The 24,553-nt window shown below is 62.9% G+C and carries 23 protein-coding genes and 5 tRNA genes; 8 read left to right on the forward strand and 20 right to left on the reverse strand.

Annotation, left to right across the window (positions count from 1 at the left end):
* Positions 1 to 6 precede the first annotated feature (6 nt).
* Both F599_RS0108275 and F599_RS15170 read left to right on the forward strand, forming a co-directional pair.
* Positions 7 to 759 (forward strand): C40 family peptidase, encoded by a 753-nt coding sequence (locus tag F599_RS0108275; protein WP_019543061.1) that lies wholly within the window; start codon positions 7 to 9, stop codon positions 757 to 759.
* A 484-nt stretch (positions 760 to 1,243) separates the two neighbouring features.
* Complete coding sequence (locus F599_RS15170) at positions 1,244 to 1,909, forward strand: restriction endonuclease subunit S (protein WP_071592860.1); 666 nt, start codon at positions 1,244 to 1,246, stop codon at positions 1,907 to 1,909.
* A gap of 175 nt (positions 1,910 to 2,084) precedes the next feature.
* On the opposite strand, the gene F599_RS0108290 is transcribed toward F599_RS15170, so the two are convergent.
* Positions 2,085 to 3,209, reverse strand: coding sequence for a 4-hydroxybutyrate dehydrogenase (locus F599_RS0108290; RefSeq protein ID WP_019543065.1), 1,125 nt, complete (start codon positions 3,207 to 3,209; stop codon positions 2,085 to 2,087).
* Between the two features lie 20 nt (positions 3,210 to 3,229).
* Positions 3,230 to 4,585: an aspartate aminotransferase family protein gene (locus F599_RS0108295; RefSeq protein ID WP_019543066.1), complete on the reverse strand. Its 1,356-nt coding sequence runs from the start codon at positions 4,583 to 4,585 to the stop codon at positions 3,230 to 3,232.
* Positions 4,586 to 4,875: 290 nt separating this feature from the next.
* Between F599_RS0108295 and F599_RS0108300 the strand changes: the two genes are divergently transcribed.
* Complete coding sequence (locus F599_RS0108300; RefSeq protein ID WP_019543067.1) at positions 4,876 to 6,174, forward strand: PucR family transcriptional regulator; 1,299 nt, start codon at positions 4,876 to 4,878, stop codon at positions 6,172 to 6,174.
* Between the two features lie 110 nt (positions 6,175 to 6,284).
* The gene (locus F599_RS0108305) at positions 6,285 to 6,749 is read left to right on the forward strand and encodes a hypothetical protein (protein WP_019543068.1); all 465 of its coding nucleotides are present in this window, start codon (positions 6,285 to 6,287) and stop codon (positions 6,747 to 6,749) included.
* Between the two features lie 136 nt (positions 6,750 to 6,885).
* Here F599_RS0108305 and F599_RS15755 read toward each other — a convergent pair whose 3' ends face one another.
* The 8 genes from F599_RS15755 to F599_RS0108345 all read right to left on the reverse strand — a co-directional run bounded on the left by F599_RS15755 (position 6,886) and on the right by F599_RS0108345 (position 14,187).
* On the reverse strand, positions 6,886 to 7,059 hold the full coding sequence (locus tag F599_RS15755; protein ID WP_019543069.1) for a hypothetical protein: 174 nt from the start codon (positions 7,057 to 7,059) through the stop codon (positions 6,886 to 6,888).
* Complete coding sequence (locus F599_RS0108315; RefSeq protein WP_019543070.1) at positions 7,059 to 8,573, reverse strand: Na+/H+ antiporter NhaC family protein; 1,515 nt, start codon at positions 8,571 to 8,573, stop codon at positions 7,059 to 7,061. The genes F599_RS15755 and F599_RS0108315 overlap by 1 nt, the downstream gene beginning before the upstream one ends.
* A 155-nt stretch (positions 8,574 to 8,728) precedes the next feature.
* On the reverse strand, positions 8,729 to 9,607 hold the full coding sequence (gene rsmA / locus F599_RS0108320; RefSeq protein WP_019543071.1) for a 16S rRNA (adenine(1518)-N(6)/adenine(1519)-N(6))-dimethyltransferase RsmA: 879 nt from the start codon (positions 9,605 to 9,607) through the stop codon (positions 8,729 to 8,731).
* A complete protein-coding gene (gene rnmV, locus F599_RS0108325) occupies positions 9,604 to 10,152 on the reverse strand; it encodes a ribonuclease M5 (RefSeq protein WP_019543072.1) in 549 nt (182 codons plus the stop codon). Before rnmV ends, rsmA begins: the two co-directional genes overlap by 4 nt.
* On the reverse strand, positions 10,149 to 10,841 hold the full coding sequence (locus F599_RS0108330) for a dTMP kinase (protein ID WP_019543073.1): 693 nt from the start codon (positions 10,839 to 10,841) through the stop codon (positions 10,149 to 10,151). The genes rnmV and F599_RS0108330 overlap by 4 nt, the downstream gene beginning before the upstream one ends.
* On the reverse strand, positions 10,838 to 12,343 hold the full coding sequence (locus F599_RS0108335; RefSeq protein WP_019543074.1) for an aminotransferase class I/II-fold pyridoxal phosphate-dependent enzyme: 1,506 nt from the start codon (positions 12,341 to 12,343) through the stop codon (positions 10,838 to 10,840). The genes F599_RS0108330 and F599_RS0108335 overlap by 4 nt, the downstream gene beginning before the upstream one ends.
* Entirely contained in the window at positions 12,340 to 13,644 is a 1,305-nt protein-coding gene (locus F599_RS0108340) for a sensor histidine kinase (RefSeq protein ID WP_051081681.1), read from the reverse strand. Before F599_RS0108340 ends, F599_RS0108335 begins: the two co-directional genes overlap by 4 nt.
* A 354-nt stretch (positions 13,645 to 13,998) precedes the next feature.
* Positions 13,999 to 14,187 carry a hypothetical protein gene (locus F599_RS0108345; RefSeq protein WP_019543076.1) on the reverse strand — a complete coding sequence of 63 codons (189 nt, stop codon included), beginning with the start codon at positions 14,185 to 14,187 and terminating at the stop codon, positions 13,999 to 14,001.
* A 155-nt stretch (positions 14,188 to 14,342) separates the two neighbouring features.
* On the opposite strand from F599_RS0108345, the gene F599_RS0108350 reads away from it, so the two are divergent.
* Positions 14,343 to 14,804: a nitrous oxide-stimulated promoter family protein gene (locus F599_RS0108350; RefSeq protein WP_019543077.1), complete on the forward strand. Its 462-nt coding sequence runs from the start codon at positions 14,343 to 14,345 to the stop codon at positions 14,802 to 14,804.
* 45 nt (positions 14,805 to 14,849) lie between these two features.
* Here the strand turns inward: F599_RS0108350 and F599_RS0108355 are convergent, their stop codons facing one another.
* The gene (locus F599_RS0108355) at positions 14,850 to 15,368 is read right to left on the reverse strand and encodes an ECF transporter S component (RefSeq protein ID WP_019543078.1); all 519 of its coding nucleotides are present in this window, start codon (positions 15,366 to 15,368) and stop codon (positions 14,850 to 14,852) included.
* Positions 15,369 to 15,610: 242 nt separating this feature from the next.
* On the opposite strand from F599_RS0108355, the gene F599_RS0108360 reads away from it, so the two are divergent.
* Positions 15,611 to 16,006 carry a hypothetical protein gene (locus F599_RS0108360; protein ID WP_019543079.1) on the forward strand — a complete coding sequence of 132 codons (396 nt, stop codon included), beginning with the start codon at positions 15,611 to 15,613 and terminating at the stop codon, positions 16,004 to 16,006.
* 136 nt (positions 16,007 to 16,142) lie between these two features.
* The gene (locus F599_RS15175; protein ID WP_020700548.1) at positions 16,143 to 16,334 is read left to right on the forward strand and encodes a hypothetical protein; all 192 of its coding nucleotides are present in this window, start codon (positions 16,143 to 16,145) and stop codon (positions 16,332 to 16,334) included.
* A gap of 33 nt (positions 16,335 to 16,367) precedes the next feature.
* Here F599_RS15175 and F599_RS0108370 read toward each other — a convergent pair.
* The 7 genes from F599_RS0108370 to sstT all read right to left on the reverse strand — a co-directional run bounded on the left by F599_RS0108370 (position 16,368) and on the right by sstT (position 19,571).
* Positions 16,368 to 16,453, reverse strand: a tRNA-Tyr gene (locus F599_RS0108370).
* A 5-nt stretch (positions 16,454 to 16,458) separates the two neighbouring features.
* Positions 16,459 to 16,536 (reverse strand) — tRNA-Arg (locus F599_RS0108375).
* A gap of 27 nt (positions 16,537 to 16,563) precedes the next feature.
* A tRNA-Ile gene (locus tag F599_RS0108380) sits at positions 16,564 to 16,640 on the reverse strand.
* 27 nt (positions 16,641 to 16,667) lie between these two features.
* Positions 16,668 to 16,742 (reverse strand) — tRNA-Gly (locus F599_RS0108385).
* A 3-nt stretch (positions 16,743 to 16,745) separates the two neighbouring features.
* Positions 16,746 to 16,820 (reverse strand) — tRNA-Gly (locus F599_RS0108390).
* An 81-nt stretch (positions 16,821 to 16,901) separates the two neighbouring features.
* A complete protein-coding gene (locus tag F599_RS0108395) occupies positions 16,902 to 17,996 on the reverse strand; it encodes a sensor domain-containing diguanylate cyclase (RefSeq protein WP_019543081.1) in 1,095 nt (364 codons plus the stop codon).
* A 318-nt stretch (positions 17,997 to 18,314) separates the two neighbouring features.
* Positions 18,315 to 19,571: a serine/threonine transporter SstT gene (sstT, locus tag F599_RS0108400; RefSeq protein ID WP_019543082.1), complete on the reverse strand. Its 1,257-nt coding sequence runs from the start codon at positions 19,569 to 19,571 to the stop codon at positions 18,315 to 18,317.
* 317 nt (positions 19,572 to 19,888) lie between these two features.
* On the opposite strand from sstT, the gene F599_RS0108405 reads away from it, so the two are divergent.
* Positions 19,889 to 21,013, forward strand: a complete 1,125-nt coding sequence (locus F599_RS0108405) for a DUF362 domain-containing protein (protein ID WP_019543083.1) — start codon at positions 19,889 to 19,891, stop codon at positions 21,011 to 21,013.
* A 243-nt stretch (positions 21,014 to 21,256) separates the two neighbouring features.
* Here the strand turns inward: F599_RS0108405 and F599_RS0108410 are convergent, their stop codons facing one another.
* Positions 21,257 to 22,948, reverse strand: a complete 1,692-nt coding sequence (locus F599_RS0108410) for a GGDEF domain-containing protein (RefSeq protein ID WP_019543084.1) — start codon at positions 22,946 to 22,948, stop codon at positions 21,257 to 21,259.
* Positions 22,945 to 24,225, reverse strand: a complete 1,281-nt coding sequence (locus F599_RS0108415; RefSeq protein ID WP_169337820.1) for a GGDEF domain-containing protein — start codon at positions 24,223 to 24,225, stop codon at positions 22,945 to 22,947. The genes F599_RS0108410 and F599_RS0108415 overlap by 4 nt, the downstream gene beginning before the upstream one ends.
* Positions 24,226 to 24,553: the final 328 nt, after the last annotated feature.

Consider the following 24,553-nt stretch of genomic DNA (forward strand, 5'->3'; position numbering starts at 1 on the left):
TCTCCCATGCATCGCCACATCAAGAAAGCAGCCCTCGCCCTCAGCCTCGCGCTGCTGCTCAGCGCCCCGGCCGCCTCAGCCTCGCCCATCCTGCGCAGCGGCTCGCACGGCCATGACGTCGTGCTGCTCCAGCAGAAGCTCAGCGAGATCGGCTACCTGCGCGGCAGCGCGGACGGCATCTTCGGCAGCGGCACCGAGCGCGCCGTCGCCGAATTCCAGCGCGACCAGAAGATCCGCATCACCGGCATCGTCAACGCCGCCACCTGGCGCGCGCTCAAGACGGCGAAGAAACGCCCCTGGGGCGCGAACGTCCAGCCGCCCGCGCAAAAGATGCCTGCGATCAAAGCGCCGCTCGCGCCGAACAATGTCCCCATCCTGCCACGCAGCAAAGTCAGCGCCGTCATCAAGACCGCCAAGAACTACATCGGCACGCCCTATCAGTTCGGCGGCACGACACCGAAAGCCTTCGACTGCTCCGGCTACCTCCAGTACGTCTTCGCCCAGAACGGCATCTCCATCCCGCGCCTCGCTGACGACCAGTACAAGCTCGGTCTCCGCACGATGAGCACGAACCAGCTCGAGCCCGGCGACCTCGTATTCTTCACGACCTATGAGCCTGGCCCCTCCCACTGCGGCATCTACCTCGGCGGCGGCCAGTTCATCCACGCGAGTTCCAGCAAGGGCGTCCGCATCGACGCCCTCTCCAACGCCTACTGGCAGCCGCGTTTCCTCGGCGGCAAGCATATCGTCATGCAATAAACTCCACAGTCCATCGGAAACAACAGCCGGCGGCTGCCGGGGAATCCGCTGCCCGCCGCAGCCCAGAAAGCCCGCTGCCGGATGGAAGATCCGTTCCATCCGGCAGCGGGCTTTCTGTCTCCTTTTCCGCGCAGCGGCGAGATGCGCAGCGCTCCCATTTTCTCAGACCGGCTGACGGCCGGCTGAGAAAAATATTATAATGAAAGCAAATACAAAAGTTGGGTGGTGACGACATGGCGACAAGGAAATCCTCACTCTCAGAGGAAGACATCAAGCACCGTTACATCACGCCGGCAATCGAGCGCGTCTGGCCGGCGGAGGACATCCGCATGGAAGTGCCTCTCACGGCAGGACGCGTCAACATCAAGGGAAACATGGAGACGCGCGAACCGGCGAAATTCGCCGACTACGTGCTCTACAGCCCGCGGGCCAACCGCTGGCCATCGTCGATGCCAAGGCGAACCGGCGCGCCGTCTCCTACGGCATGCAGCAAGCGAAAACCTACGCCGAGATGCTCGACATCAGCTTTGCCTACAGCTCCAACGGCGACGCCTTCGCAGAATACGATTTCAAAACAGGCAGCGAGCGCGAGCTGCCGCTCGCGCACAAGACCTCAAAAACAGCATCCTCCAGCGCGCCAGGGAGTTTATTAGATGTTATAGGTGGTACTTCTTATAAAAAAAATCAAATTACTACGAACGGGCTTCGTATTTTACGTGGAGGAAATATTAATACACCAGATATATCTTTATATGATGATGATGTATTTCTTCCTTTGAGTTTTTCTGATGCAGAAAAACTGATTAGAAAAGGTGATATATTAATTGTAGCTTCTACAGGAAGTAAAAAAGTTATCGGTAAACCAGCATTTGTGTATAAGGAATATGATAATATTTCTATTGGAACTTTTTTGCGTATCTGTCGATTGTTTTACACGAAAATATTTCCATATATAACATTAATATTTTCAAGAGAATACTATCGAAACCATATTCGAAAATCGGTTCAAGGAACAAATATTAATAACATGAAAAAAGAATATATTTTAGACTTTTTAATCCCCCTCCCCCCTCTCGCCGAGCAGCACCGCATGGTCGCCCGGCTGGAGGATCTGCTGCCGCTCTGCGATGCGCTCGCGGCGCAGCTCTGAACCTCCTTGCCCGTGACGTTTCCAGTAGATTGGCACGGATGGCTGTCTCCCAGAGAGGACAGTGAATACGGAGTGACGAAAGGCCGCAGCCCTTGATGGGGCTGCGGCCTTTCGCGTATGGAACACAGAAATTGTGAGGAAAGATATGTGATCGGGGGTACGCCAGCGGACTGGCTTATGCCCCGCGATACAGCTTTTCGTAGATGGCGAGGACTTCGTCGCGCGTGAGCGGGACGTAGTTGTTCGCCATGAGGCGGCCCTGCTGCGTCATCACGATGTCGGTGTAGGCGGCGAGGTCGCTTTCCTTGACGCCGTAGGCAGCAAGCGGCTTTCTCGGCAGGATTTTGTCGAGGAGCGCCATGAGGCGCGGGAAGGCCTCCTGCTCCTGGCAGCCGAGCAGGTTCGCGATGTGCCAGGTGAGCTTCTGGAGGCGGCCGTCGTAGCGCTTCGCGCGGTAGGCATCGTAGACGGCGGCGAACATGACGGCGTTCGCCTCGCCGTGCGGGACGTGGCGCGCGGCGCCGAGCGGATAGCTCAGCGCGTGGACGGCGGCGCAGCCCGCATTGCCGAACGCGATGCCCGCGTAGGTACTCGCGCGCAGGAAGCCCTCGAGGCGTTCCTCGCGCGCGGCGCTGCCCTCGCGCGCGATGGCGAGGAAGCCCTCGATGAGGATGTCCATCGCCTTGAACGAGAAGAGGCGGGAGAACGCGGTCGCCTTCGGCGAGGTGTAGGACTCGACGGAGTGGATGAGCGCGTCGATGGCGCTCGCGCCGAAGACGCGATCCGGCAGCCCCGAAAGGAGCGGCGGCACGAGCACCGCCTGATCCGCGTAGAGCGCCGCGTCCGCGAGGCCCATCTTCGTGTGGAGCTTCGTGAGCTCGAGGATGGAGATGTTCGTGACCTCGCTGCCCGTGCCGCAGGTCGTCGGTACGAGGATGAGCGGGTGCTTCTTCACGGCGGGGAATTTCTTCTGGAAGAGGTCGGTGACGGGCGCGACGCGCTCGAGCGCGAAGAGCTTCGCGACGTCGAGGATCGTGCCGCCGCCGATGGCGAAGACGCGGCGGTATTCCTTGCCCGCGAGGGAGGCGACGATGCCCTCGACCATGAGGTCGGTCGGCTCGCCGCTGCCGTAGGCGCGGTAGTCGATGACCGTCGCGCCCGCGAGCTTCCCGGCGAAGGCGCGCTTCTGCGTGCCGCTGCTCGCAAACACGAGGTCGCCCTCGCCCGGCGTGAACGCCGCGAGAAATTCGTCCACCGTATGCAGCAGACAGATCTCCGGCGCAATCTGGAAGGTTTTCATAGGCTGCCCCTTTCCCACCGTCAGACCTTCGCGCACGTCTTGATGGCGCGCTCGAAGATGTTGAGGCCCGCCTCGAGCTGCTCGTCGGTGATGACGAGCGGCGCGAGGAAGCGGATGACGTTGCCGTAGATGCCGGCGCCCTCGACGAGCAGGCCGTTCGCGGCGCACTCCGCTATGATGGCGCCCGTGAGGGCCTTGGCCGGTTTCTTCGACGCCTTGTCCTCGACGAACTCGATGCCGATCATGCCGCCGAGGCCGCGCACATCGCCGACGCAGTCGTATTTCGCGAGCCATTCCTTGTAGCGCGCCATGACCTTCTCGCCGATGGCAAGGGAGCGGTCGGCGAGGTGATCACGCTCCATGATCTCGATGGTCTTGAGCGAGGCCGCGCAGGCGAGCGCGTTGCCGCCGAACGTGCCGCCGATGACGCCGCCCGGCACGGACTCCATGATCTCGTCGCGCGCGACGATGGCCGAGAGCGGCACGCCGGCCGCAATGGATTTCGCCGTCGCAATGATGTCCGGCTCGACGCCCGCTTCCTTCCAATACTCGGAGGCGAACATGCGGCCCGTGCGGCAGAAGCCGGACTGCACCTCGTCCGCGATGAGCAGGATGCCGTGCTCATCGCAGATCTTGCGGATGGCCTTGATCCAGGGAAGCGGCGCGGGGATGAAGCCGCCCTCGCCCTGCAGCGGCTCAACGACGACGGCCGCGACGTACGCCGCGGGGCTCGCGTTCTCGAAGACCTCCTGAAATTTCTCGACGTAGTAGTCGATGGCGGCCTCCTCCGGCATGCCCGTCGGACGGCGGTAGAGATAGGGGAACTCCGCGCGGTAGACGCCGTCAGGGAACGGGCCCATGCCGACGGCGTAGGCTTTCTTCGACGTCATGGACATCGTGAGCAGCGTGCGGCCGTGGAACGCGCCGGAGAATACGATGATGTTCGGGCGCTTCGTGAACGCCTTGGCGATCTTGACCGCGTTCTCATCCGCCTCGGCGCCGCTGTTCGTGAAATACGCGCGCTTCTTCGCGCCGCGCACGGGTGCGATCTCGCAGAGCTTCTCCGCGAGGCTCACATAGCCCTCGTGCGTCACGACGTTGAACATGCCGTGGAAATATTTATCCGCCTGCTCCTTGACGGCCGCGACGACCTCGGGATGGCAGTGCCCGATGTTGAGGACGCCGACGCCGCCGATCCAGTCGAGGAAATGATTGCCGTCGAGATCCTCGATGATCGCGCCCTCCGCGCGCTTCATCACGACGGGGTAGCCGCAGTGGATCGCGCTCGGCACGACGGCCTCGCGGCGGGCAATCACGGCAGCGGACTTCGGTCCAGGGAGCTTCGTATGGATTTCCGGCAATGCATCTCTGAGCATGATGATTCCTCCTTCATCTCTCCCAGAGAACCTGCTCCGGGAATCTCCATCGGCTGTACGCCGCGCAGCATAAAAAAGGTGATACGGCGGGCCGCTCCACGCGGCGCCTTTGCCGTATCACCTTTTGCATATACCTTCTTGCGGGAGTACGGTTTTTTCGTACTTCCCTTGGGATGCTTTTATCTTAGCACGAAAAAACGGCAGCTGCCACGGGCTGAGAGCCTGATTTTCCTGTATGCATTTGTGCTGCTGGCACAGATATTGTATAATCGACGCAAGGAGGGATCATCATGGCCATCCAGCTGCAGACCTTTCTCCAGGCGGCGCGTGCGCGCTACGGCCTGCGCCTGCTCGCGGGGCGCGGCGGCATTGCGCACGAGTTCACCTGGGCGTGCCTGCTCGAGGACATCGGCAACGCCGGTTTCCTGCGCGGCGGCGAGCTCGTCATCACCACGGGGCTCGCGGCCCTGCAGGAGCACTGGCTGCGCGATTTCGTGCGCGCGCTCGAGGGCCGTCAGGCGGCGGCGCTCATCCTCAACACGGGGAAATATCTGCGCGAGAGCGACATCACGGACGAGGTGCGCGCGTTCTGCGAGGAGCACTCGTTCCCCCTGCTCCTCATGCCGTGGCAGACGCATATCGCAGACCTCATGCAGGAGGTCTGTGCGCTGCTCATGGAGCAGGCGCAGAAGGAGCGCCGCACGGAACAGCTGCTCTGTGCGCTGCTCGACGACGCCGCCGCGCCCGAGCCGCCCGCGGGCGAGACGGTGCTGCCGCTCTACCCCGGCGCGAGCGGCCGGCCCGTGCTGCTCACGGGACGCCAGCTCGCCGCGCTCCGGGAGCTCACGGAGCGCGGCTTCCACCCGCGGCGCTTCGCCCTCACGGTCTTCGATCTCGGCGCGCCCCTCGCGCCGCCGGAGGACGCGGATCTCAGCCGCCGCTGGCGGCGCGCGCTGGCAGGGCTGCCGCTGCAGCTCTTCTTCTTCCACGGGGCACCGCTGCTCCTGCGCGAGCTGCCAGAGACGCAGGAAACGGAGGATCTGCCGCTCGCCGCGCTCGCTGCCGCAGCGCCGCACCCTGCGCTCCTGGGCGGCGAGAGCGATCCGCACACCGACCTCGCGGCCCTGCCCGCCGCCTATCGTGAGGCGCGCGCCGCCCTCATCGCCGCGCGCACGGGACTCTGCACAGCGGGCGCGGCACAGGCGCCGCCGCCAGAGCCGACTATGCCGGCGCTGCTGCCCTTCCGCGCGCTCGGCGTCTACCGCCTGCTCTTCACGCATCCCGACCGCGCGCTGCAGCGCGCCTACGCCGAGGAGCACCTCGGCGCGCTGCACCGCTACGACGCCGCGCACCATGCGCGCCTCGCCGAGACGCTCCGCCACTACCTCCTCACGGGCGGCAGCCTCGCCCAGACCGCCGCGCGCACCTACACGCACCGCAACACCGCAGGCTACCGCATCCGCAAGGTGAAGGAGCTCACGCACGCCGAGCTCACGGACGCGGCGGAGCGCTTCGCCTACCTGCTCGCCTTCGCCGTCGAGCGCTTCGAGGCAAGCCTCGCGGCGGAGGAGCACCGTCCGCCCGCATAGCCCGCGCCGCCCCTCTGTCGCAACGGAGCGACTGCGCGCGGCAGGCGTGCCCCACGGTACAGACCGCGCCTGCCCATCACGAAAAGACCTCTCTCTGAAAGGAGCATCCCATGAACGAAGAACCGGAAACGAACCAAGCCCCGCAGGGAACCGAGGGGCTCAACCCGCTCATCACGCAGCCGCACGGCCGCGAGCAGCAGATGAAGATGGAGATCCTCAACATGATCCACAGCGGCGAAAGCCCCTACGACATCATCTACCGCGTCGCGCAGCGCCTCGAGAAGGCATCCGGCGAGCCGGGCTACGCCGCCTACGTCAAGGATCAGCTGCGCGCCGTCTACGGCTTCGCGCTGCAGGAGGAGATCCTGCTCACCGACGAGCTCAAGGAGGTCGAGGAACGCCTCGGCCGCATTCAGCAGGCCTACGACAGCGGCGATTTCACCGAGGAGGAGCACATCCGCATCGGCTTCGCCATCGACCGCCACAAAAAGAACATCGAACGCCTCAAGATCATGATCCAGAAGGCCAAGGCCGACCACGAGTCTCTCACCGTGCCGAAGTTTGGCAAGCTCTGAGGAAACGCCTCATTTCCCCAGAGCTCCCTAAATGAATAAACGAGCGGGCGTACCAATCAGGTGGTACGCCCGCTCGTTGCTGTATTCATGGTTTTGCGCGCTTGCGGCTGCGAAAGTGGCTCTGGAAGCGTCCGCCTCAGCGCTCCTCCGGCCTCTCCTGCTGCTCCTCCGCCGCGACGAGGTCGTCATAGAGGCCGCGCATGGCGCGGCGGGCGATGGCGACGGGGCAGTCCGGCGAGCAGTAGGTGCAGTGACCGCAGCAGGCTTCGATGGCCGCGAGCGCCGCAGCGGCCTTTTCCTTCGCGAGCATCAGTCATCCACCACGGGAACCTTCGCGCGGATCGTGAGCATCACCGCCGCGAGGCAGACGAGCGCTGTCGCGAGGCCGAGCCAGCCGTTCTGCGTGAGACCGTCGACGATGTAGCCGGCGAGGCAGCACGAGCCGACCGTGATGACGTACGGCAGCTGCGTGCTCACGTGGTCGAGATGGTGGCACTGCGCGCCCGCGGACGCGAGGATCGTCGTATCGGAGATCGGCGAGGCATGGTCGCCGCCCACGGCGCCTGAGAGCACCGCCGTCACGCAGAGCACGAGCAGGTTCGCGTTCTCCGTGCCGACGACGGCCATCGCGATCGGGATGAGGATGCCGAACGTGCCCCAGCTCGTGCCCGTCGCAAAAGCGAGGCCGAGCGCGACGAGGAAAAAGATCGGCGGCAGGAACGTGATGACGGAGGCATGGGCACTGACGAGCGCGCCGACGTAGCCGCCGAGGTTCAGGTATTTATCCGAGCAGATGCCAGAGAGCGTCCAGGCAAGGCAGAGGATGAAGATGGCGGGCACCATCGCCTTGAATCCCTTGCCAAAGCAGGCGCAGAACTGGTTGAACGTCACGACGCGGCGCGGCAGGTAAAGAAGCCCCGTGAAGACGAACGCGATGAACGAGCCGAGCACGAGCGATTTCGCGGAGTCGCAGTTCGCGAACGCCTCCTGCACGCCCTTGCCGTCGTAGATGCCGCCCGTGTAGAGCATGCCGAACACGCAGGCCGAGATGAGCACGATGAGCGGCAGCAGGAGGTCGTAGATCCTCCCCTTGCCCGGCGTCTGGCCCGCGGTATCCTCGTCATCATCCGCGTCCTGGTACTCCGGCGGGATGAAGAAATGCGCCGCGTTCTCGCGCACCGAGCGCCCCATCGCCGCGTAGTCACGCCCCGTCCAGATGATGAAGAGCATGAAGAGGAGCGTGAGCCACGCGTAGAGATTGAACGGGATCGTCTGGAGGAACAGGCTGAACCCGTCGATCGTGCTGTCCTCCGGCAGCGAGGAGCCGACGGCCGCCGCCCAGCTCGACACCGGCGCGATGATGCAGACCGGCGCCGCCGTCGCGTCGATGATGTAGGCGAGCTTCGTGCGCGCGATCTTGAACTTGTCCGTGACGGGGCGCATGACCGTGCCGACCGTCAGGCAGTTGAAATAGTCGTCGATGAAGATGACGATGCCGAGCAGTGCCGTCACGAGCGAGGCGCTGCGCTTGCCGCGGATCGTGCGCACCGCCCACTCCCCGTAGGCGCGCGTCGCGCCCGAGCGCGTGATTGCCGCGACGAGGATGCCGAGGATGACGAGGAACACGAGGATGTTGACGTTGCCGCCGACCTTGTCCTCCATGACCGCGAACATCGTGAGGATCGCCTCGAGGACATTGCCGCCCGTGAAGAGCAGCGCCCCCGAGAAGATGCCGATGATGAGCGACATGTAGACCTCCTTCGTCCAGAGGGCGAGGGCGATCGTGATGACCGGCGGCAGGATGGACCATGCTGTTTGTGCCATAGATGATGCCTGCTTTCTTTCGGAAATCAGAAAACCACGGCCGCAGCCGTGATTCCTTTTGGAAATCAAAATCAGTTGTTATTGTATAACAAAATTGTTATACAGGCAATGCTTTCCGCATGTATACTCAAGGAAGCGTTTTCTCCGCTGCGTCCTCAGCGCGCGCCAAGGTCTGCGAACGCGTCTGCGAGCGCCGCGAACTCCGCGAGCGAGAGCGTCTCGCCGCGCCGCAGGGGATCGATGCCGGCGCGCTCCATCGCGTCGCGCACCTGCTCCTTGGGGAAGCCGCCTCCCTTGAGCGCGTTCGCGAGCGTCTTGCGCCGCTGTCCGAACGCGGCGCGCACGACGCGGAAGAAGAGCTTCTCCTCGCGCACCGCGACGGCCGGCGTCTCGCGCACGCGGCAGGCGATGACGCAGCTGTCGACCTCCGGCGCGGGGATGAAGGAGCGCGGCGGCACGTCGAGCACGATGGCAGGCTCCGTGTAATACTGCACGGCGACGGAGAGCGCGCCGTACGCCTTCGAGCCGGGCTTTGCGATCATGCGCTCCGCGACCTCTTTCTGCACCATCGTCACGAGGTGCGTGATGGGCAGGTGCTGCTCGAGCAGCGAGAGCAGGATGGGCGTCGTGATGTAGTAGGGCAGGTTCGCCGCGACCTTGAACGGCCCCTCGCCCATGACGGCGCGGATGTCGGTCTTTAAGATATCGCCGGGGATGATGCGGACGTTGTCGTAGCCCTTGAGCGTCTCGGCGAGCACGGCGGGGAGCTTCTTGTCGAGCTCGACGGCACGCACGTCAGCGCCGGCCTCCGCAAGTCCCTGCGTGAGCGTGCCGATGCCCGGGCCGATCTCGAGCACACGGTCGCCCGGCTGCACCTCGGCCGCCTCGACGATGCCGCGCACGATGCCCGCGTCGATGAGGAAGTTCTGTCCGAGCTTCTTGCTCGCGTGCAGGCCGAAGGCCTTCAATATATGCTGCGTGACCGCGCGGCTCGCGATGGTCGGATGGAGCAGCTTCTCGTCTTCTTCGTTCATGCGTTTTCTCCCTTCTCGAGCGCGGCGAGCGCCTCCTGGAACTCCGCGCGCGTGACGCCGTAGTGGTTGAGCCGCTTGAGGAACGTCTTCGCGTTCGCAAAGCCGAGCCCGAGCGCGGCGCCGAGGCGCGCGCGGCGCGCGGCGGCGTCCGGCGTGCCCGTGAGCCCCGCCGCGATGAGGTCGGCACCGGCAAACTCCTCCGTCGGCTCGAACGAGAGCGTATGCACGCGCGCGAGCGCCGCGCGGATGGCGGGCGGCTGCGCCTGCTCGACGCCGATGTCGTCATGCGCCGTCGCCTCCTCGACGGGGATGAACGCGTGCTTCGCGTCCGGGAACCGCTTCGCGAGGAATTTGCGGATGCGCTCCCCCGCGGAGTCGGGATCCGTGAGGATGATGATGCCGCGCCGCTTGTATGCCTTTTCGATGTCGTCGAGCGTCTTCGGCTTCAGGCTGAAGCCGCCCGTGATGATGCAGTCCGCCTCCACGGCCTTGCCGATGGCGACGACGTCCATCTTGCCCTCGACGACGAGAACTTCTTTGATCATTTCGTTTCCTCCTGATTGCCGAGAACGGGCGCGAGCGCGCGCCAGACGTCCTCGTGGATGGCCGCGACGGGACGGGGCGCGCTGCCCTCGCTGCACGGGATGCGCACCCAGCCATATTTCTCCGCGAGCGCGAGATACGCCGCGTGGCAGCGAGCGAGGTACTCCTTGTCCCGCTCGTGGATGTCCTCCTGCGCGCCCGTCTTGGCGGCGCGCGCGGCGATGAGCCGGTCGGCGACCTCCGGCGCCATGTCGAGGAAGACGACAGCGTCCGGCACGGGCAGGCCCATCTTCCGGAACTCGAAGTCGTAGAGCCAGTCGAGGAACGCCTCGCGCTCCCGCGCGCTGCGGATCTTCACTGCCTGGTGCACCATGTTCGACGTCGTGTAGCGATCCGCGAGGATGATGTCCCCCGCGTCGTGCCATTTCTTCCATGTCGTGCGGTACGAGGCGTAGCGGTCGACGGCGAAAAACGCCGAGGCGGCGTAGGGATTGACGTCGTCCGCGTGGCCGCCGAACGCGCCGGATAGATACATGCGCACGAGCGCCGAGGACTCCGACGCGTAGTCGGGGAACGAGACGCGGTGCACGCGCCGCCCCTCGCGCTCGAGATGCGCGCAGAGCTCCCGCGTCTGCGTCGCCTTGCCGCTGCCGTCGCCGGCCTCGATGATGATGAGCTTTCCTTTCGTCATATCCGTTCTCGTTCCTCTCTCAATACCTTCAATGTCCGCAGCTGCGGATCCTCCGGGCCGACGACCTTGCGTCCGGCGCGCTGCATCGCGCGGATGTAGTCGATGGCCGCCTGGCGCACGCGGTCGCCCGGCGCGAGGAGCGGCACGCCCGGCGGGTAGAACATCACCTGCTCCGCCGCGATGCGGCCCGCAGCCTTGTCGAATGGCACGCGCTCCTTCGCCGCGAAAAAGGCCGCGCGCGGCGCGCAGGCCGTCTCCGGCACAGGCGGCAGCGCGGGCATCTCGCGCTGCCCAGGCGTCCGCGCGTGCTCCCGCGCGAGCGCGCGGAGCGCCTCCGCGAGGCGCGCGACCTCGCGCTCCGTATCCGCGTAGGAGATGATGAAGAGCAGGTTCTCCGCGTCGGAGAGCTCGCACTGCACCTTGTAAGTATGGCGCAGGAGCTGCTCGGCCTCCACGCCCGTGAGGCCGAGGCCGCGCACGCTGACCGTCACCTTCGTGACATCGAGGCCGCTCGCGCCCGGCCGCGTCATCGCCGCCGCGTCGAATGTCTCGAGCCCCGGGATCTCGCGCACCGCGCGGCGCAGATCCCCCGCGAGGCGCACGGCGCGGCCGACGAGCGCGCGGCCCTGCTCGGCCATCTGCAGGCGCGCGATGTCGATAGACGCCATGAGCAGCTGGTTCGGACTCGTCGTCTGGAGCAGGCTCGCCGCCTCCCGCAGGCGCTCCGCGTCGATGCGCGGCCCGCGCGTGAGGAGCAGCGAGCCCTGCGTCATCGCGCCGAGCAGCTTGTGCGTGCTCTGCGCCGCAGCGTCCGCGCCGCAGTCGATGGCCTGCGGCGGCAGTGCGTCAGAAAAGCGCAGATGCGCCCCGTGCGCCTCGTCGACGAGCAGCAGCGCGCCGCGTGCGTGCGCCATCGCCGCGATGGCCGCGAGATCCGTCGTCACGCCGTAGTACGTCGGATAGACGAGCGCGACGGCGCGCGCCTCGGGATGCGCCGCGAGCGCCCGCCGCACCGTCTCCGGCGCGACGCCCATCGGGATGCCGTAGACCGCGTCGAACTCCGGCTGGAGGTAGACGGGCTGCGCGCCCGCGAGCACGAGCCCGCCGATGAGTGAGCGGTGCGCGTTGCGCGGCACGAGCACGACATCTCCGGGCGAGAGCGTGCCGAGCAGCATCGCGTGAATCGCGCCCGTCGTGCCGTTCACCATGAGATAGGCATGATCCGCGCCGTAGAGCTCCGCCGCGAGCATCTCCGCCTCCTTGATGCACATCGTCGGCTCGTGGAGGTCGTCGAGCTCCTCCATGAGCGAGACTTCCTCGCGCAGCCCCTCGGGCGTGATGAGCGCCCGGAGCAGCGGGTGCGCGCCGAGCCCCTGCTTGTGTCCCGGCGTATGAAAAGCGAGAGCGCCGTCTCCCGCATAGGCCCGCATGGCCTCGGGTATCGGCGCCCTGCGCTGGCGTTTCTCGAGGTCGCCAGCCGCCTCTGCGATCTTCCCGCTCATCTGCGTTTTTTCTCGCCCGCCTTTCCCGTCGCCTTTTTCTGCCGCACAGCGACATCCTCCTTCTGATACGGGATGCGCAGATGCACGCGCGTTCCCTTGCCGGGCTTCGAGGTCACGCTGAACTCCGCCCCGATGATCTTCGCACGCTCCTGCATGTTCACGAGGCCGAAATGCGACGTCTCCGGCAGCAGCTGCGGCGCCTCTCCCTCGGCTGCGGCCTCCGTCGCGCCGTCCTCGCGCCCGATCGGTTCCTCAGCGGGAACCGGCGCCTCGGGATCGAACCCCTTGCCGTTGTCCTCCACGAGGATGGAGAGCGCCGTCTTCGTGTAGAGCACGCGCACGCGCGCCATCTTCGTGCCCGCGTGGTGCGCGACGTTCGCGAGCGCCTCCTGCACGATGCGGAACGCCGCAATCTCCACATACTTCGAGAGCTGCACCGGCTTGCCATCGAGCTGGAAATCCGCCGCGACCACGCCGCGCGCCTCGAGCTTGCTCACGAGCTGCTGGAGCGCCGCCGCCAGGCCGATGTCATCGAGCGCCATCGGCCGCATATCGAAAATCACCTGGCGCACCGCGGACAGGCAATCCCGCACCTCCTGGCGCATGACCTGGAGATTCTTCTTCGCTTCCTCCGGATCATAGTCCACGAGCTTCTCGCAGATGCTCGTCTGGAAGATGAGATTCGCGAGATCCTGCGCCGGCCCATCGTGGAGCTCCCGCGACATGCGGTAGCGCTCCTCCTCGACCGCCTTGATGATGCGTGCGCCCACGAGCTTGTCCTTCTGCACCGCCTCCATCTTCCAAAGCACGCCCGACACCTGCGTCGAGAGATAGCTGAGCACCGAACCGATCGCGAGTGCCAGATGCTCTGCCTGCTGCAGCATCACCATGAGGCGGCGCAGACGCAGCTCGAGCTTATCCCGCTGCTCGCGCAGGCTCTTCTCCTTGTCCCGCTCGACCGCGAGCGCGACCTGCACCTCCTTGACCGCGTCATATCGCTCCTTGATGCGCTCCTCCGAGTAATCACTGAAATTCGAGCTCACCGTGACGAGCTCCTGCTTCGCCTGCTGCTCCTGCACCGCGAGGGCATCCACGCGCTCGATCGTCTGCCGCGCCTGGAACTTCAGATCCTCGAGCACCTTGCGACTCTGCGCGACCTCGTCCTTCGCCGTCTCATAGATGCCGAAAATCTGCGTCTTATTATCCTCGATCGTCTCAATCGTATTGCTCAGGATCTTCTTCAGCGCGCCCTCCCCGAGCGACGACTCCGACAATGCCTCTAGTTGCTCATTTACTGCCATGTCCGGCCTCCCTGCTTCCCCCGAGTATCTTTTCCTATTCTACCCTAAAAGCGCCCGCGGTGCAATCATCCGCACCGCCGCGCAAAAGAAAAGTTATCCACAGGTATGTCACAGCCAGAAGGCGCAGGAAAAGCCATCACACAGCCATGCGTCTCCCCGCGGAAACGAGCCGCAGCCCCGCCAATATGCGCACCGCTGTCTCAGGAATCGATCTCCGCAGTCTGCGTTTCCAGCAACGGCACTCCCAGGAAGACATCTCTCCTTATCCACAAAACTATCCCCATATCCACAGACTAACACAAAGAAAAAGTGGATAACCTCCGCTTTTTTCAGCGAGTTATCCACAGCTTTGATTCATTTCCTCTGCTGCCGCAGCCGCAGCCAGTTCGCCACACCGATGAGCACGACGAACGCCGCGAGCGCGATGAGGATGAGCTTGCCGTCTCCCGACTGGAAGAACGGCGTCCCGCCCTGTTCCTGCGTCTTCGCGTACGCCGCGAAAATGACGAGCGCCAGCACGAGAAGCGTCGAAATCCCCCGCATGTCTCCGCCTCCTTTCCAGGCGCGCCGGCGATTGTCCGCGCGTCGCTTGCTTTTCTATACTAAAACACTTAGAATATATTGTAGCGTATTTTTCGCGAAGTGAAAAGGCGCCGCTCTCACCGAGCGCCGCCGATACTATGCAAAGGATGATTCTTATGAGCTTCTTATCGAAATTTCTGCCGAAGAAAAAACCCGTCGAGATAAAGAACAACATTCCAAAGGAAAAGAATTCCATCAAGAAGACCTTCGCCGTCTACTGCCATGCCCATCACGGCACCACGGGCGACAAGCTCTGCCCGAAGTGCACGGCGCTGCTCGCAACCGTCATGACGCGCATGAACCGCTGCCGCTACGGCATCACGAAGCCCATCTGCGACCGCTGCGAGTTCACGGCGCAGTGCTTCGGCGAGCGCCAGGCGCGCGAGTTCCTCACCATCATGAACAGCAACCGCGGCCGCATGTACCTCAAGCACCCCATCATGAGCATCAAGCACAAATTCCTCAGCATGGGCGTCGACTACGCGCGCTACGAGCAGCAGAAGAAGCGCGACGACAAAGCCAAGGCAAAAGAAAAGGCCGCCAAGGGACGGTCGAAGGAACAAAAGGAAAAGAAATGACGCTCCCCGCGCCATGGCCCGAGGAGCGTGTGTGTGCGGTGCGCCTCAGTCACGGCGCAGACGCCGCAGAGCTGGCAGCACGAGCAGCGCGGCCGCCGTGTTGACGAGTCCCTCCATGAGCAGGCCCGGTGCTGAGGCGAGTCCCGCCGCGACGCTCGCGTAGAGCAGCGCGCCGAACGCCGTGTAAGCCGCCGCCATCCAGAGCGAGGACAGCAGGAACGCTGCCGCCGTCCGCGCGAGCCCCGCGTGGGTGCGTCCCGCCAGATGCCAGACGATCTCCGCCATCCAGAACTTGATGAAGAGCGTCGGCACGACCCAGGGGAAGAAGCCGCCCATCACATCGGAGAGCGCGGAGCCGAGGCAGGCCGCGATGAGCGCCTCGCGCCGCCCAAGCAAGAGCGCGAGGAGGAAGATCACCGCATCCCCGAGATGCGCGTAGCCGAGGGGGATCGGGATGCGCGGCACAAACGTCGCGAGGAAAACGAGCGCCGTCATCACGGCCGTCACACAGAGCTCCCGCGCGGAGAATGCCTGCCGCCTGGTCACGATATCAGAATTTACCATAGTTCATCACTCCTTTTCCGCTATTCTACAGCGAAGACGCGGCGGGAAAAAGGCCCAGTTCGGTAACAAATCCTATGCCAGTTGACGCGAGGCGGCGCACAACTGGCATATTTCATGCAAATGCGGCGCCGCGCTGCGCTGGCTGAGAAGATACCGCCATACGGCCTACGGCACACGGCACACAGCGCAGCGGCCTCCATCCCTCAAATCACAATCCACAGATCACAGAAAGGAACCTCACCATGCATTACATCGTCACGCAGCTCGTCACGGAAAACGACAGCTCCGAATTCTCCCTCCTCGGCGTCACCGACGACAAGGCGCGCGCCGCGGAAATCGCCGCGAAAGCCTACGGCGCATACAACAAGAAAGCCTCGTTCCAGGGCATCGAGCTCATCGCGGAATGGCTGCACACGAAACTGCGCCACTCCTTCCGCCGCGATAAGGACCACCGTCTCCAGCTCGCCATCACGCCTGTAGACGGCGAGACGCCAGAGGGTGGCAGCGCCGTCATCTTCTCCGCCGCCAAGGAACAGGACGAGCTCATGCGGAAGATGAGCGAAGCCCTCTTCGAGGGCAAGCACGCCGCGGGGCGCAGCGCCAACGGCGAGACCTTCTCCTGCCGCGTCAAGGATTGACACCAGCACCATACTTAGGGAACCACTGATGAATGCAAGGATTTTACCACTTACTCTTGAGTGGAAGGTTAAATGAATGCGCGGCTTCTCTGTAAATCAGTGGTTCCTTAGGAAGAACTGCAAAGAGCCTCGAGACATGCGCCGCCCGCGCCGCCTCGAGGCTCTTTCCTTCGTCCTGCCGTCTGCTGCTCCCGTGCACGTTGAGCGGCCAGCGCTCATCACGCTGCCCCAGGGCAATGTCGCCCGCTCCGTCCGCCAGCCGCGCTGCTCTCCAACTTGCCGCCAGACGCACCGTCCGCTGCGTCACGGGCCGCGTTTCGCGCACTAAAAAAGCGCCGCAAACTGCGACGCTTGACATTCGTGGTGGGCAGGGATGGATTCGAACCATCGTAATCCGAAGATGACAGATTTACAGTCTGTTCCCTTTAACCACTCGGGCACCTACCCACAAATGGTGACCCAGGAGGGATTCGAACCCCCGACCCTTTGATTCGTAGTCAAATACTCTAATCCAGCTGAGCTACTGAGTCATATTATATATGTAAGCTTCTATAAATTGGTGGGCCCACTTGGACTCGAACCAAGGACCGACCGGTTATGAGCCGGTTGCTCTAACCAACTGAGCTATAGGCCCAAACTCCATAGAAACCTGCAAGCTGTATGGAGCGGAAAACGAGACTCGAACTCGCGACCCCCACCTTGGCAAGGTGGTGCTCTACCACTGAGCTATTTCCGCATCTGGAGCGGAAAACGAGACTCGAACTCGCGACCCCCACCTTGGCAAGGTGGTGCTCTACCACTGAGCTATTTCCGCATCCACCGCATCGGGGGAAGCCCCCGCGCTGACTGACAAAATATATTATACGCATCTAAGGCAATGAAGTCAAGCACTTTTTCAGAAGTTCTCTGATTTTTTCTGATCTTCCACGATGGAGCAGATGCGGCAGCGCTGGCGCTGATGGTACGCCTCTTTCTTCCGGTACATCGCGAAGTCCGCCTCCGTGACGAGCACGTCGAAATTTTGCAGAGCATTCTCATGCCAGACGATTCCAAGAGAAATGTTGACATCCTGCGCCCGGAGGCTCGCCTTGAGGCGCGCTGCCTCTTGCTGGAAGGCCTCACGCCCGATATCTGCGTAGATGATGAGAAACTCGTCGCCGCCCATACGGAAGACTTTGCCGCGCTCCCCGACAAAGTCCTGCATGGCCTGCGCCGCCTGACAAATCATCAGGTCGCCGCCCTCGTGGCCGAACGTGTCGTTCATCTGCTTGAGCCCGTTGAGATCGCCGAAGATCAGTCCGACGGGCTTCTGCCGGTCGAGATGCGCCAGATAGCGCGTCCAGGCACTGCGGTTGCCCACGCCTGTCAGCTGGTCGCAGTAGGCCAGCTTCTGAAGCCGCTGCTGGTTGTTGCGATGGCGCAGCAGGACGCCGATGATCGAGGTGAGCATCTGAAAGAGCGTCACCACGGGCATTACGGCCTCCGGCGGCGGATTGTCCACGCCGACAAAGCCTATGAACTTCTTCTCAAGATAGACAGGCGCCGCGAGCAACGTATGGATATTCTGCGCCCGGAGCAGCCGGTACATCGGCGGATCCACAGCGGCATAGGCCTCCATATCGGGAATATCCCGATCAGGGATCATGATATACTCATGGCGCAGGAACCGCGGCAACCAGTACGGCGCATAGACCTCGAGGCTGACATCCTGCAGCATGCCGATGACAGGCCGGACACCCGGTGCGCACCACTCATACGTATTGTTGAGCTGGTTCGAGCGTGTAAACTCAAAGATATACGCACGATCACACACCAGCGTCTCACCGATAAATTCGAGGATGCTGCGGATGGAATCCTCCGGCTCCTCTTTCATGAACGCCGTGCTGATGGCGCGATTAACCAGACGCTCGCAGCCGATATAAAAATCAGAGGTTCTCCCCTCGCGATAGGCGGCGCGCAGCTCCTCCGCTTGCTCCCTTTCCTCTCCCAAATCAGTGCCCCCTCAAAAAGCGCACGCATGCATTCGCAGCGTGCCAATCCCATCACACATTTCCTGCCATGGCAACGCCGTCTCGTCTCTCCCCATATGAGATCCAGATCGCGCAATGCCCACAGATGAGACTTTCGTCGTAAACTACATGCGCAAACGTCTACTTTGCGGACATCGCGCATCGCCCCTTGCAGTTAGTCCACTCGCCATATGGCATTTCGATAAAAGAAAACTCTTCCCCTGCTATTGTAGCACCAAGAGAAGAGTTTTCAAGAAAGAATTCTTTTAGATTTTCTACTATAGAGTGGGAAAGATTGTTTACTGCTCTCGAGCGGAAGGTACGAGATCGTCTGCCGTGAGCGTTCCTTCCTTCGCGCGCTGGGCGAACTCCGCCGTCGCGGTGAAAAGCACGTCCGTCGAGCTGTTGAGTGCCGTCTCGCAGGCATCCTGGAGCACGCCGATGATGAAGCCCACGCCGACGACCTGCATCGCGATGTCGTTGCTGATGCCGAACGAGGAGCACGCCACGGGGATCAGGAGCAGCGAGCCGCCCGCGACGCCGGACGCACCGCAGGCGCCGAGCGTCGAGACGATGCAGAGGAGCAGCGCCGTCGGCAGGTCGACCGCGACGCCGAGCGTATGCGCCGCCGCGAGCGAGAGCACGGCGATCGTGATGGCCGCGCCGCTCATGTTGATCGTCGCGCCGAGCGGGATGGAGATGGAATAGACATCCTCATTGAGCCCGAGCCGCTTGCACAGCGACATATTGACCGGGATGTTCGCCGCCGAGCTACGCGTGAAAAAGGCGTAGATGCCGCTCTCCTTGAGCGTCGTCCAGACGAGCGGATAGGGATTCCTGCGGATATGGAAATAGACGATGAGCGGGTTCATGATGAGCGCGACGGAGAAGAACGACGCGAGCAGCACAGCGAGCAGCTGCGCGTAGCCGAGCAGCGCACCGAGCCCGTTCGTGCCGATGGCGTTCGCGACGAGGCCGAAGATGCCGAACGGCGCGAACCGGATGACCCACTGCACGATCTGCGTGATCATGCGCGCGAGATCCGCGAGCGCCGTCTTCGTCGTCTCGCCCGCGCGCTGGAGTGCGACGCCTGCGAGCGCCGCCCAGGCAAGGATGCCGATGTAGTTCGCCTTCACGAGCGCGTTGACCGGGTTATCGACGACGCTCAGCACGAGATTGTGCAGGACCTCGAGGATGCCAGACGGCGGCGCGACCTTCGCGTCCGCCACCTGGAGCGTGAGCTCCGTCGGGAACGCGAACGAGTAGCCGACCGCAACGACCGAGGCGAAGAACGTCGCGAACACATAGAGCTTCACGATTGGCTTCATCTGCGCGCCCGCGTCCTCCGTCTTCTGCGCCATCGCATTCATGACGAGGATGAAGACGAGCAGCGGCGCCACGCCCTTGAGCGCGCGCACAAAGAGATCGCCGAGGATGGCGACCGCCGGCACCGCCTGCGGCGCAAAAACCGCGACGAGGATGCCGAGCACCAGCCCCACGATGATAAGCTGGATGAGCGCCGTCTCCTGATACTTCTTGATGATTCCCTTCAGCAAAGGAAACAACTCCTTCCGAAACATTCCGTAAACATAACACGCCTTAGTATACAATACGGTATCTGTTTTTTCAAGTATTTTTCAATCTTTTGTGCGTATGAAGAGGACGGTATCTTCCATTCCTGGCAAATCCAAGGATTTTCAGATAAATTGTCTTTCTGTAAAAGACTGTTCATTATATTGTCCTTACTTCAGCGACACGCACGGCCAGCAGCCGCCGCGCCAGCGATTCCCCCGGCGAAATATTTCCTCCCGTTTTCCAGCGAGAATTGATATAATGAAGGAAACGGCTATCATCAACTCAGGAGGAGAAACAAATGAGCAAATCGAAAGTCTACTTCACGGATTTCCGCTGCCCCGTCGGCACGAGCATCCAGGAGAAGCTGAAACGCCTCTGCCTGGCCGCGGGCATCAAGGACATCGACATGGAGAACAAATTCGTCGCCATCAAGATGCATTTCGGCGAGCTCGGCAACCTCGCCTACCTGCGCCCGCAGTACGCGAAGACCGTCGCCGATCTCGTGAAGGCGCAGGGGGGCCGCCCGTTCCTCACGGACTGCAACACGCTCTACCCCGGCAGCCGCAAGCACGCGCTCGAGCACATGGACTGCGCGAACCTCAACGGCTTCAACACGATCACAACGGGCTGCCAGATCATCATCGGCGACGGGCTCAAGGGCACGGATGACGTCGCGGTCCCTGTGAAGAACGGCGAGTACATCAAGGAAGCGAAAATCGGCCGCGCCGTCATGGACGCCGACGTCTTCATCAGCCTCGCCCATTTCAAGGGGCATGAGGCGACAGGCTTCGGCGGCGCGCTCAAGAACATCGGCATGGGCTGCGGCAGCCGCGCGGGCAAGATGGAGCAGCACTCCTCGGGCAAGTGCATCGTCGATGAGGAGCTCTGCCGCGGCTGCCGCAAGTGCGCGAAGGAATGCGGCTCCGATGCCATCACCTATGAAAACAACAAGGCGCACATCCACAAGGACCTCTGCAAGGGCTGCGGCCGCTGCATCGGCGCCTGCGGCTTCGACGCGATCCGCAACGAGCAGTGGGATGCCGGCGACCTCCTCGACCGCAAGATGGCGGAATACGCGCAGGCAGTCTGCCAGGACCGTCCCTGCTTCCACATCAACATCGCGCGCGATATCTCGCCGAACTGCGACTGCCACGGCGAGAACGACGCCGCCATCCTGCCGGACATCGGCATGTTCGCCTCGTTCGACCCCGTCGCGCTCGACCAGGCCTGCGCCGACGCCTGCCTCCAGGCGACGCCGTTGCCGAACAGCCAGCTCGCCGACAACCTCGCGAAGCAGGACTGGGAGTGCCACCACGACCACTTCCTCGACTCCAACCCCAACGTGCATTGGAAAGAGACCCTCGAGCACGCCGAGAAAATCGGCATGGGCACGCGTGCCTATGAGCTCGTGAAGCTGAAATAACGGAGCCGCACCGCAAAGCCACCCCATAGGAAAAGCCGCCCTCCCACACGGGAAGGCGGCTTTTCTCTGCCGCTGGAACTGCCGTCCGATCGCGGCGGCCAACAGTGCAATAGCAACGACTGTGCGGATCAAGGGCGCTATGCCAAATACCGCTGCGAATCGACGGCCCGCAGCCGCAGGCGCATGAGAACGCAGCAACGCACGCCGCGGCTCTGCCACCGAGCCTCACGCGCCGCGCACATCTCACGCGTCCTGCGCCTCGCATACCACGCGGTCGCGGCCGCCCTGCTTCGCCGCGTAGAGCGCGGCATCGACGCGCGCGCAGAGCGCATCGGCCGTATCGGACGCGCCGTGATAGCTGGCGACGCCGAAGCTCGCCGTGACCACCTGCTCCTTGACGCGCACCGACCGCGCGGCACTGCGCAGGATCTCCGCGAGCGCCGCCGCCTCCGCAAGCGTCATCTCAGGGCAGAACACGAAGAACTCCTCACCGCCCCAGCGCAGGAGCGGATACCGCGACGCGAGATTCGCCCGCACGGCCTGCGTGAGCCTGACGAGCACAGAGTCGCCCGCCTCGTGCCCATACGTATCATTGACCTGCTTGAAATGATCGACATCGAACATGATGAGGGAGAACGCCTGCTGCTTCTGCTCGGCGCGTACGAGATAGCGCTCGAGCAACGGCCTGAAGGCCGCGCGGCTCAAGGCGTGTGTGAGCGGATCATGCGTCTCGCGGTCGCGCGCTGTCACGATGGCGGAGCGCAGCCGCGATGCCCGCTCGCCGAGCGCCTCCTCCCTGCGGGTCATCCGTTTCAGGACGGCGAGCAGGAACACTGCGATGCCGTAGATGCCGAATGGGCAGAGAAACATATCCCCCGGCAGGAAATGCAGATATGTATTGACACCATCGAGGATGCCGAGCAGCGTGAACAGTATGATGGGCACGAGCAGGGAACGGCAGTAATCATCCCCCTGCCGCGCAGCCCTCGCGCACCACCAGAAAATGAACGGCCCGAAAAGCGCCATGAGGACAAACTCGAACAGGAAGAGTCGCGTGAGCCCGTGCATGCCGGAAAGCTCCAGCAGCAGCGCAGCCGTGAACAGGAGGAAGAAGGCACGGATGAACCAGCCGACCACACGCCGTTCCCGGCCTTTCAGGACCTCATAGACGATGGCATACGCCGTGATCGGCAGGAAATACGCCGCGATCGTCAGCACATACCACCAGAACAGGACGGCATCGGTGAGGAAATACTTCGTATTGAGCGCCGCAATGCCCCAGAGGATGAAATTCCCAAGGAACGTGAGCAGCATGCGGTAGAGGCGCCTGTCCCTATGCTCCCGCCAATAGAACAGAGCCGTGATACACAGCATGCAGACTGCCACGGGCAGCGTGAGAATCAGCGTCATGTCGGAGAGGAAGATCCGCTCCGTCTCCCGCTGTTCCGTCCCCAGAGAAAACGACCAATAGACACCGAGTGTATGCGGATCCCCGCTCGAGAGTGCCAGCGTAAGCGCATAGGGATGCGCAACCTGCGGCAGATGCACGAGATGCCACATTCGCCCACCGCCGGCAGAGGTCAGCGCTGTCTCATCGTATGTATAGACGAGCTTCTCATCGAGGAACACGCGCACCTTCTCACCCGTTGTGAAAAAGAGCAGCGTGTCCTCATCGCCGCCCGGCAGAACCTGCGTCGTTTCGTAGAGCTTCCGCGTCCCCTCCGCGAACGGCGGCGACGCAGGAAACGCAAAGGACTTCCAATCACGCGCGCCCTGCGCCGCAGACTGCACCATCTGCAGCTCTGACGTGTCCCGCCGCGCCTCGCGGTACTGCCATTCTCCTGAGAGATGCGCCGCCGACGCCGTCAGTGCAAAGAGAAGGAAGCAAATCTGCAGCCAGAGCGACAGGCACAAAATCTTTTTCCAGCACATCATCCGAGCGCCTCCTCACCGATTGCCGCCTGCGGCGACTCCACCCGGAGGCAGTTGCGCCCCGCCGCCTTGGCGGCGTAGAGCGCGCTGTCCGCACGCTCAAACAGCGCCTGTGCCGTATCATCGCCGCCATGGCAGACACTCACGCCCACGCTCACCGTCACAGGATGCTTCTCATACTGGAGGAACGCGGCCACCGTGCGCCGCAGGCGATTGCCGATCACGGCAGCCGCATCGAGATCGCAGCCCGGCAGCAGGACGACGAACTCCTCACCGCCCCAGCGATAAAACGACTTCTGCTTGTCGAGTTCAGCGCGCACCGTACGCGCAAATCCGCGCAGGATCATATCCCCAGCCGCGTGGCCGAACGTATCATTGAATTGTTTGAAATGATCGATATCGAAGAGCAACAGGGAAAGCGGCGTCCCCGCGCTCCGCGCCGTCCAGATCACAGACGGCAGATCCCGCTCGAAGCTCCCGCGATTGCGGCACTGCGTGAGCGGATCCCGCTCCGCCCGCTCCTGCAGTAGCGCCGCATGGTAGCCGAGCTCCAGCGTGCGGCTCTCCAAGAACTGCGACCGCACGAGCTGATCGCGGATCATCTGCAGGATGAAATACAGGAAGCTATATACACTCAGCGGCATGATGTACGTCGGCAGCGGCGTCAGGTGCAGATGGGCATTGACGCCGTCAAACGCGCCCAGCGTCACCATCGCGATGAGCGGCAGCACCATCGCGCGGCTGTAGCGATTGCCCATACGCGCGGAGCGATAGATCAGATACGCGACATAGGCCTCAAGAACCAGCAGCAGCGCGTAATACATCTGCTGGCGCAGCGATACGCCAGAAACGCCAAAGAGATCCGCGCCGGTCGCCAGCACAGCGAAAACGACATAGGCAAAAACGACCACGCGCTGCCCGGTTCGATATTTCTCCTCAAGCGCTCCGAGCACGACGAGATTGGCCGCCGCGGGCACCAGGTAGAGGAAGAAATTCGCCACGCGGTACAGCGCAACAGTCCCGGCCAGCTTTGCCGCAAGCAGCTGCGAGCTGCTCACCATCCAGAGCATGAACACCAGGAGGAAAACGACCACATAGTAAACGAGCGGACGCTGCCCTTTGCCGCGCACTGCACAGACCGCCAGAATGGCCGCCAGCAGCAGCGTCACCGGCAGAGAAACCACATACGGCAGATCGCAGAGAAAGCGCTCCATCGTCTGCTGTCCCATCGCCGCGACATGCGCCCCCTGGGCTGCGGCCAGCGGCACATAGGATAACATACACACGAAAAAGGCCGCCACACTCAGCCAAAGATGCGCTGACCGATCTATATATTTGCGGAATTCACTCGTCTTGCTCATATGAAGCTCCTACTTACTGAGAAATACTAGGCGTATTATCCTATATCATGCCTTCACTGTCAAGTAAAAGATAGGGAAAATCCTTCTTGCCTTTTTGTTAAACCGCTATTTGCCACAACCATGCCGCACGAAAAGAGGGATAGAGGATTTCCAGCCAATCGCGCTGCGCCTGCGGCTTGCGTTCTTGGGGATTTACATAAAAAAAGGCTGCATGGAAGCAAGCGCGTTCCATACAGCCTTGTACGTG

Source organism: Selenomonas bovis DSM 23594, from assembly GCF_000381005.1.
Classification (GTDB): Bacteria; Bacillota; Negativicutes; order Selenomonadales; family Selenomonadaceae; genus Selenomonas_C; species Selenomonas_C bovis.

Coding starts and splice junctions, on each gene's coding strand:
- F599_RS0108345 (WP_019543076.1), bottom strand. CDS start 14,187: ATGCGGGGGATTTCGACGCTTCTCGTGCTGGCGCTCGTCATTTTCGCG.
- rnmV (WP_019543072.1), bottom strand. CDS start 10,152: ATGATCAAAGAAGTTCTCGTCGTCGAGGGCAAGATGGACGTCGTCGCC.
- rsmA (WP_019543071.1), bottom strand. CDS start 9,607: ATGAACGAAGAAGACGAGAAGCTGCTCCATCCGACCATCGCGAGCCGC.
- F599_RS0108315 (WP_019543070.1), bottom strand. CDS start 8,573: ATGGCACAAACAGCATGGTCCATCCTGCCGCCGGTCATCACGATCGCC.
- F599_RS15175 (WP_020700548.1), top strand. CDS start 16,143: ATGCGCCGCCCGCGCCGCCTCGAGGCTCTTTCCTTCGTCCTGCCGTCT.
- F599_RS0108305 (WP_019543068.1), top strand. CDS start 6,285: ATGAACGAAGAACCGGAAACGAACCAAGCCCCGCAGGGAACCGAGGGG.
- F599_RS0108355 (WP_019543078.1), bottom strand. CDS start 15,368: ATGGTAAATTCTGATATCGTGACCAGGCGGCAGGCATTCTCCGCGCGG.
- F599_RS0108275 (WP_019543061.1), top strand. CDS start 7: ATGCATCGCCACATCAAGAAAGCAGCCCTCGCCCTCAGCCTCGCGCTG.
- F599_RS0108405 (WP_019543083.1), top strand. CDS start 19,889: ATGAGCAAATCGAAAGTCTACTTCACGGATTTCCGCTGCCCCGTCGGC.
- F599_RS0108410 (WP_019543084.1), bottom strand. CDS start 22,948: ATGATGTGCTGGAAAAAGATTTTGTGCCTGTCGCTCTGGCTGCAGATT.
- F599_RS0108330 (WP_019543073.1), bottom strand. CDS start 10,841: ATGACGAAAGGAAAGCTCATCATCATCGAGGCCGGCGACGGCAGCGGC.
- F599_RS0108295 (WP_019543066.1), bottom strand. CDS start 4,585: ATGCTCAGAGATGCATTGCCGGAAATCCATACGAAGCTCCCTGGACCG.
- F599_RS0108360 (WP_019543079.1), top strand. CDS start 15,611: ATGCATTACATCGTCACGCAGCTCGTCACGGAAAACGACAGCTCCGAA.
- F599_RS0108290 (WP_019543065.1), bottom strand. CDS start 3,209: ATGAAAACCTTCCAGATTGCGCCGGAGATCTGTCTGCTGCATACGGTG.
- F599_RS15170 (WP_071592860.1), top strand. CDS start 1,244: ATGCAGCAAGCGAAAACCTACGCCGAGATGCTCGACATCAGCTTTGCC.
- F599_RS0108340 (WP_051081681.1), bottom strand. CDS start 13,644: ATGGCAGTAAATGAGCAACTAGAGGCATTGTCGGAGTCGTCGCTCGGG.
- F599_RS0108415 (WP_169337820.1), bottom strand. CDS start 24,225: ATGTTATCCTATGTGCCGCTGGCCGCAGCCCAGGGGGCGCATGTCGCG.
- F599_RS0108350 (WP_019543077.1), top strand. CDS start 14,343: ATGAGCTTCTTATCGAAATTTCTGCCGAAGAAAAAACCCGTCGAGATA.
- F599_RS15755 (WP_019543069.1), bottom strand. CDS start 7,059: ATGCTCGCGAAGGAAAAGGCCGCTGCGGCGCTCGCGGCCATCGAAGCC.
- F599_RS0108300 (WP_019543067.1), top strand. CDS start 4,876: ATGGCCATCCAGCTGCAGACCTTTCTCCAGGCGGCGCGTGCGCGCTAC.
- F599_RS0108335 (WP_019543074.1), bottom strand. CDS start 12,343: ATGAGCGGGAAGATCGCAGAGGCGGCTGGCGACCTCGAGAAACGCCAG.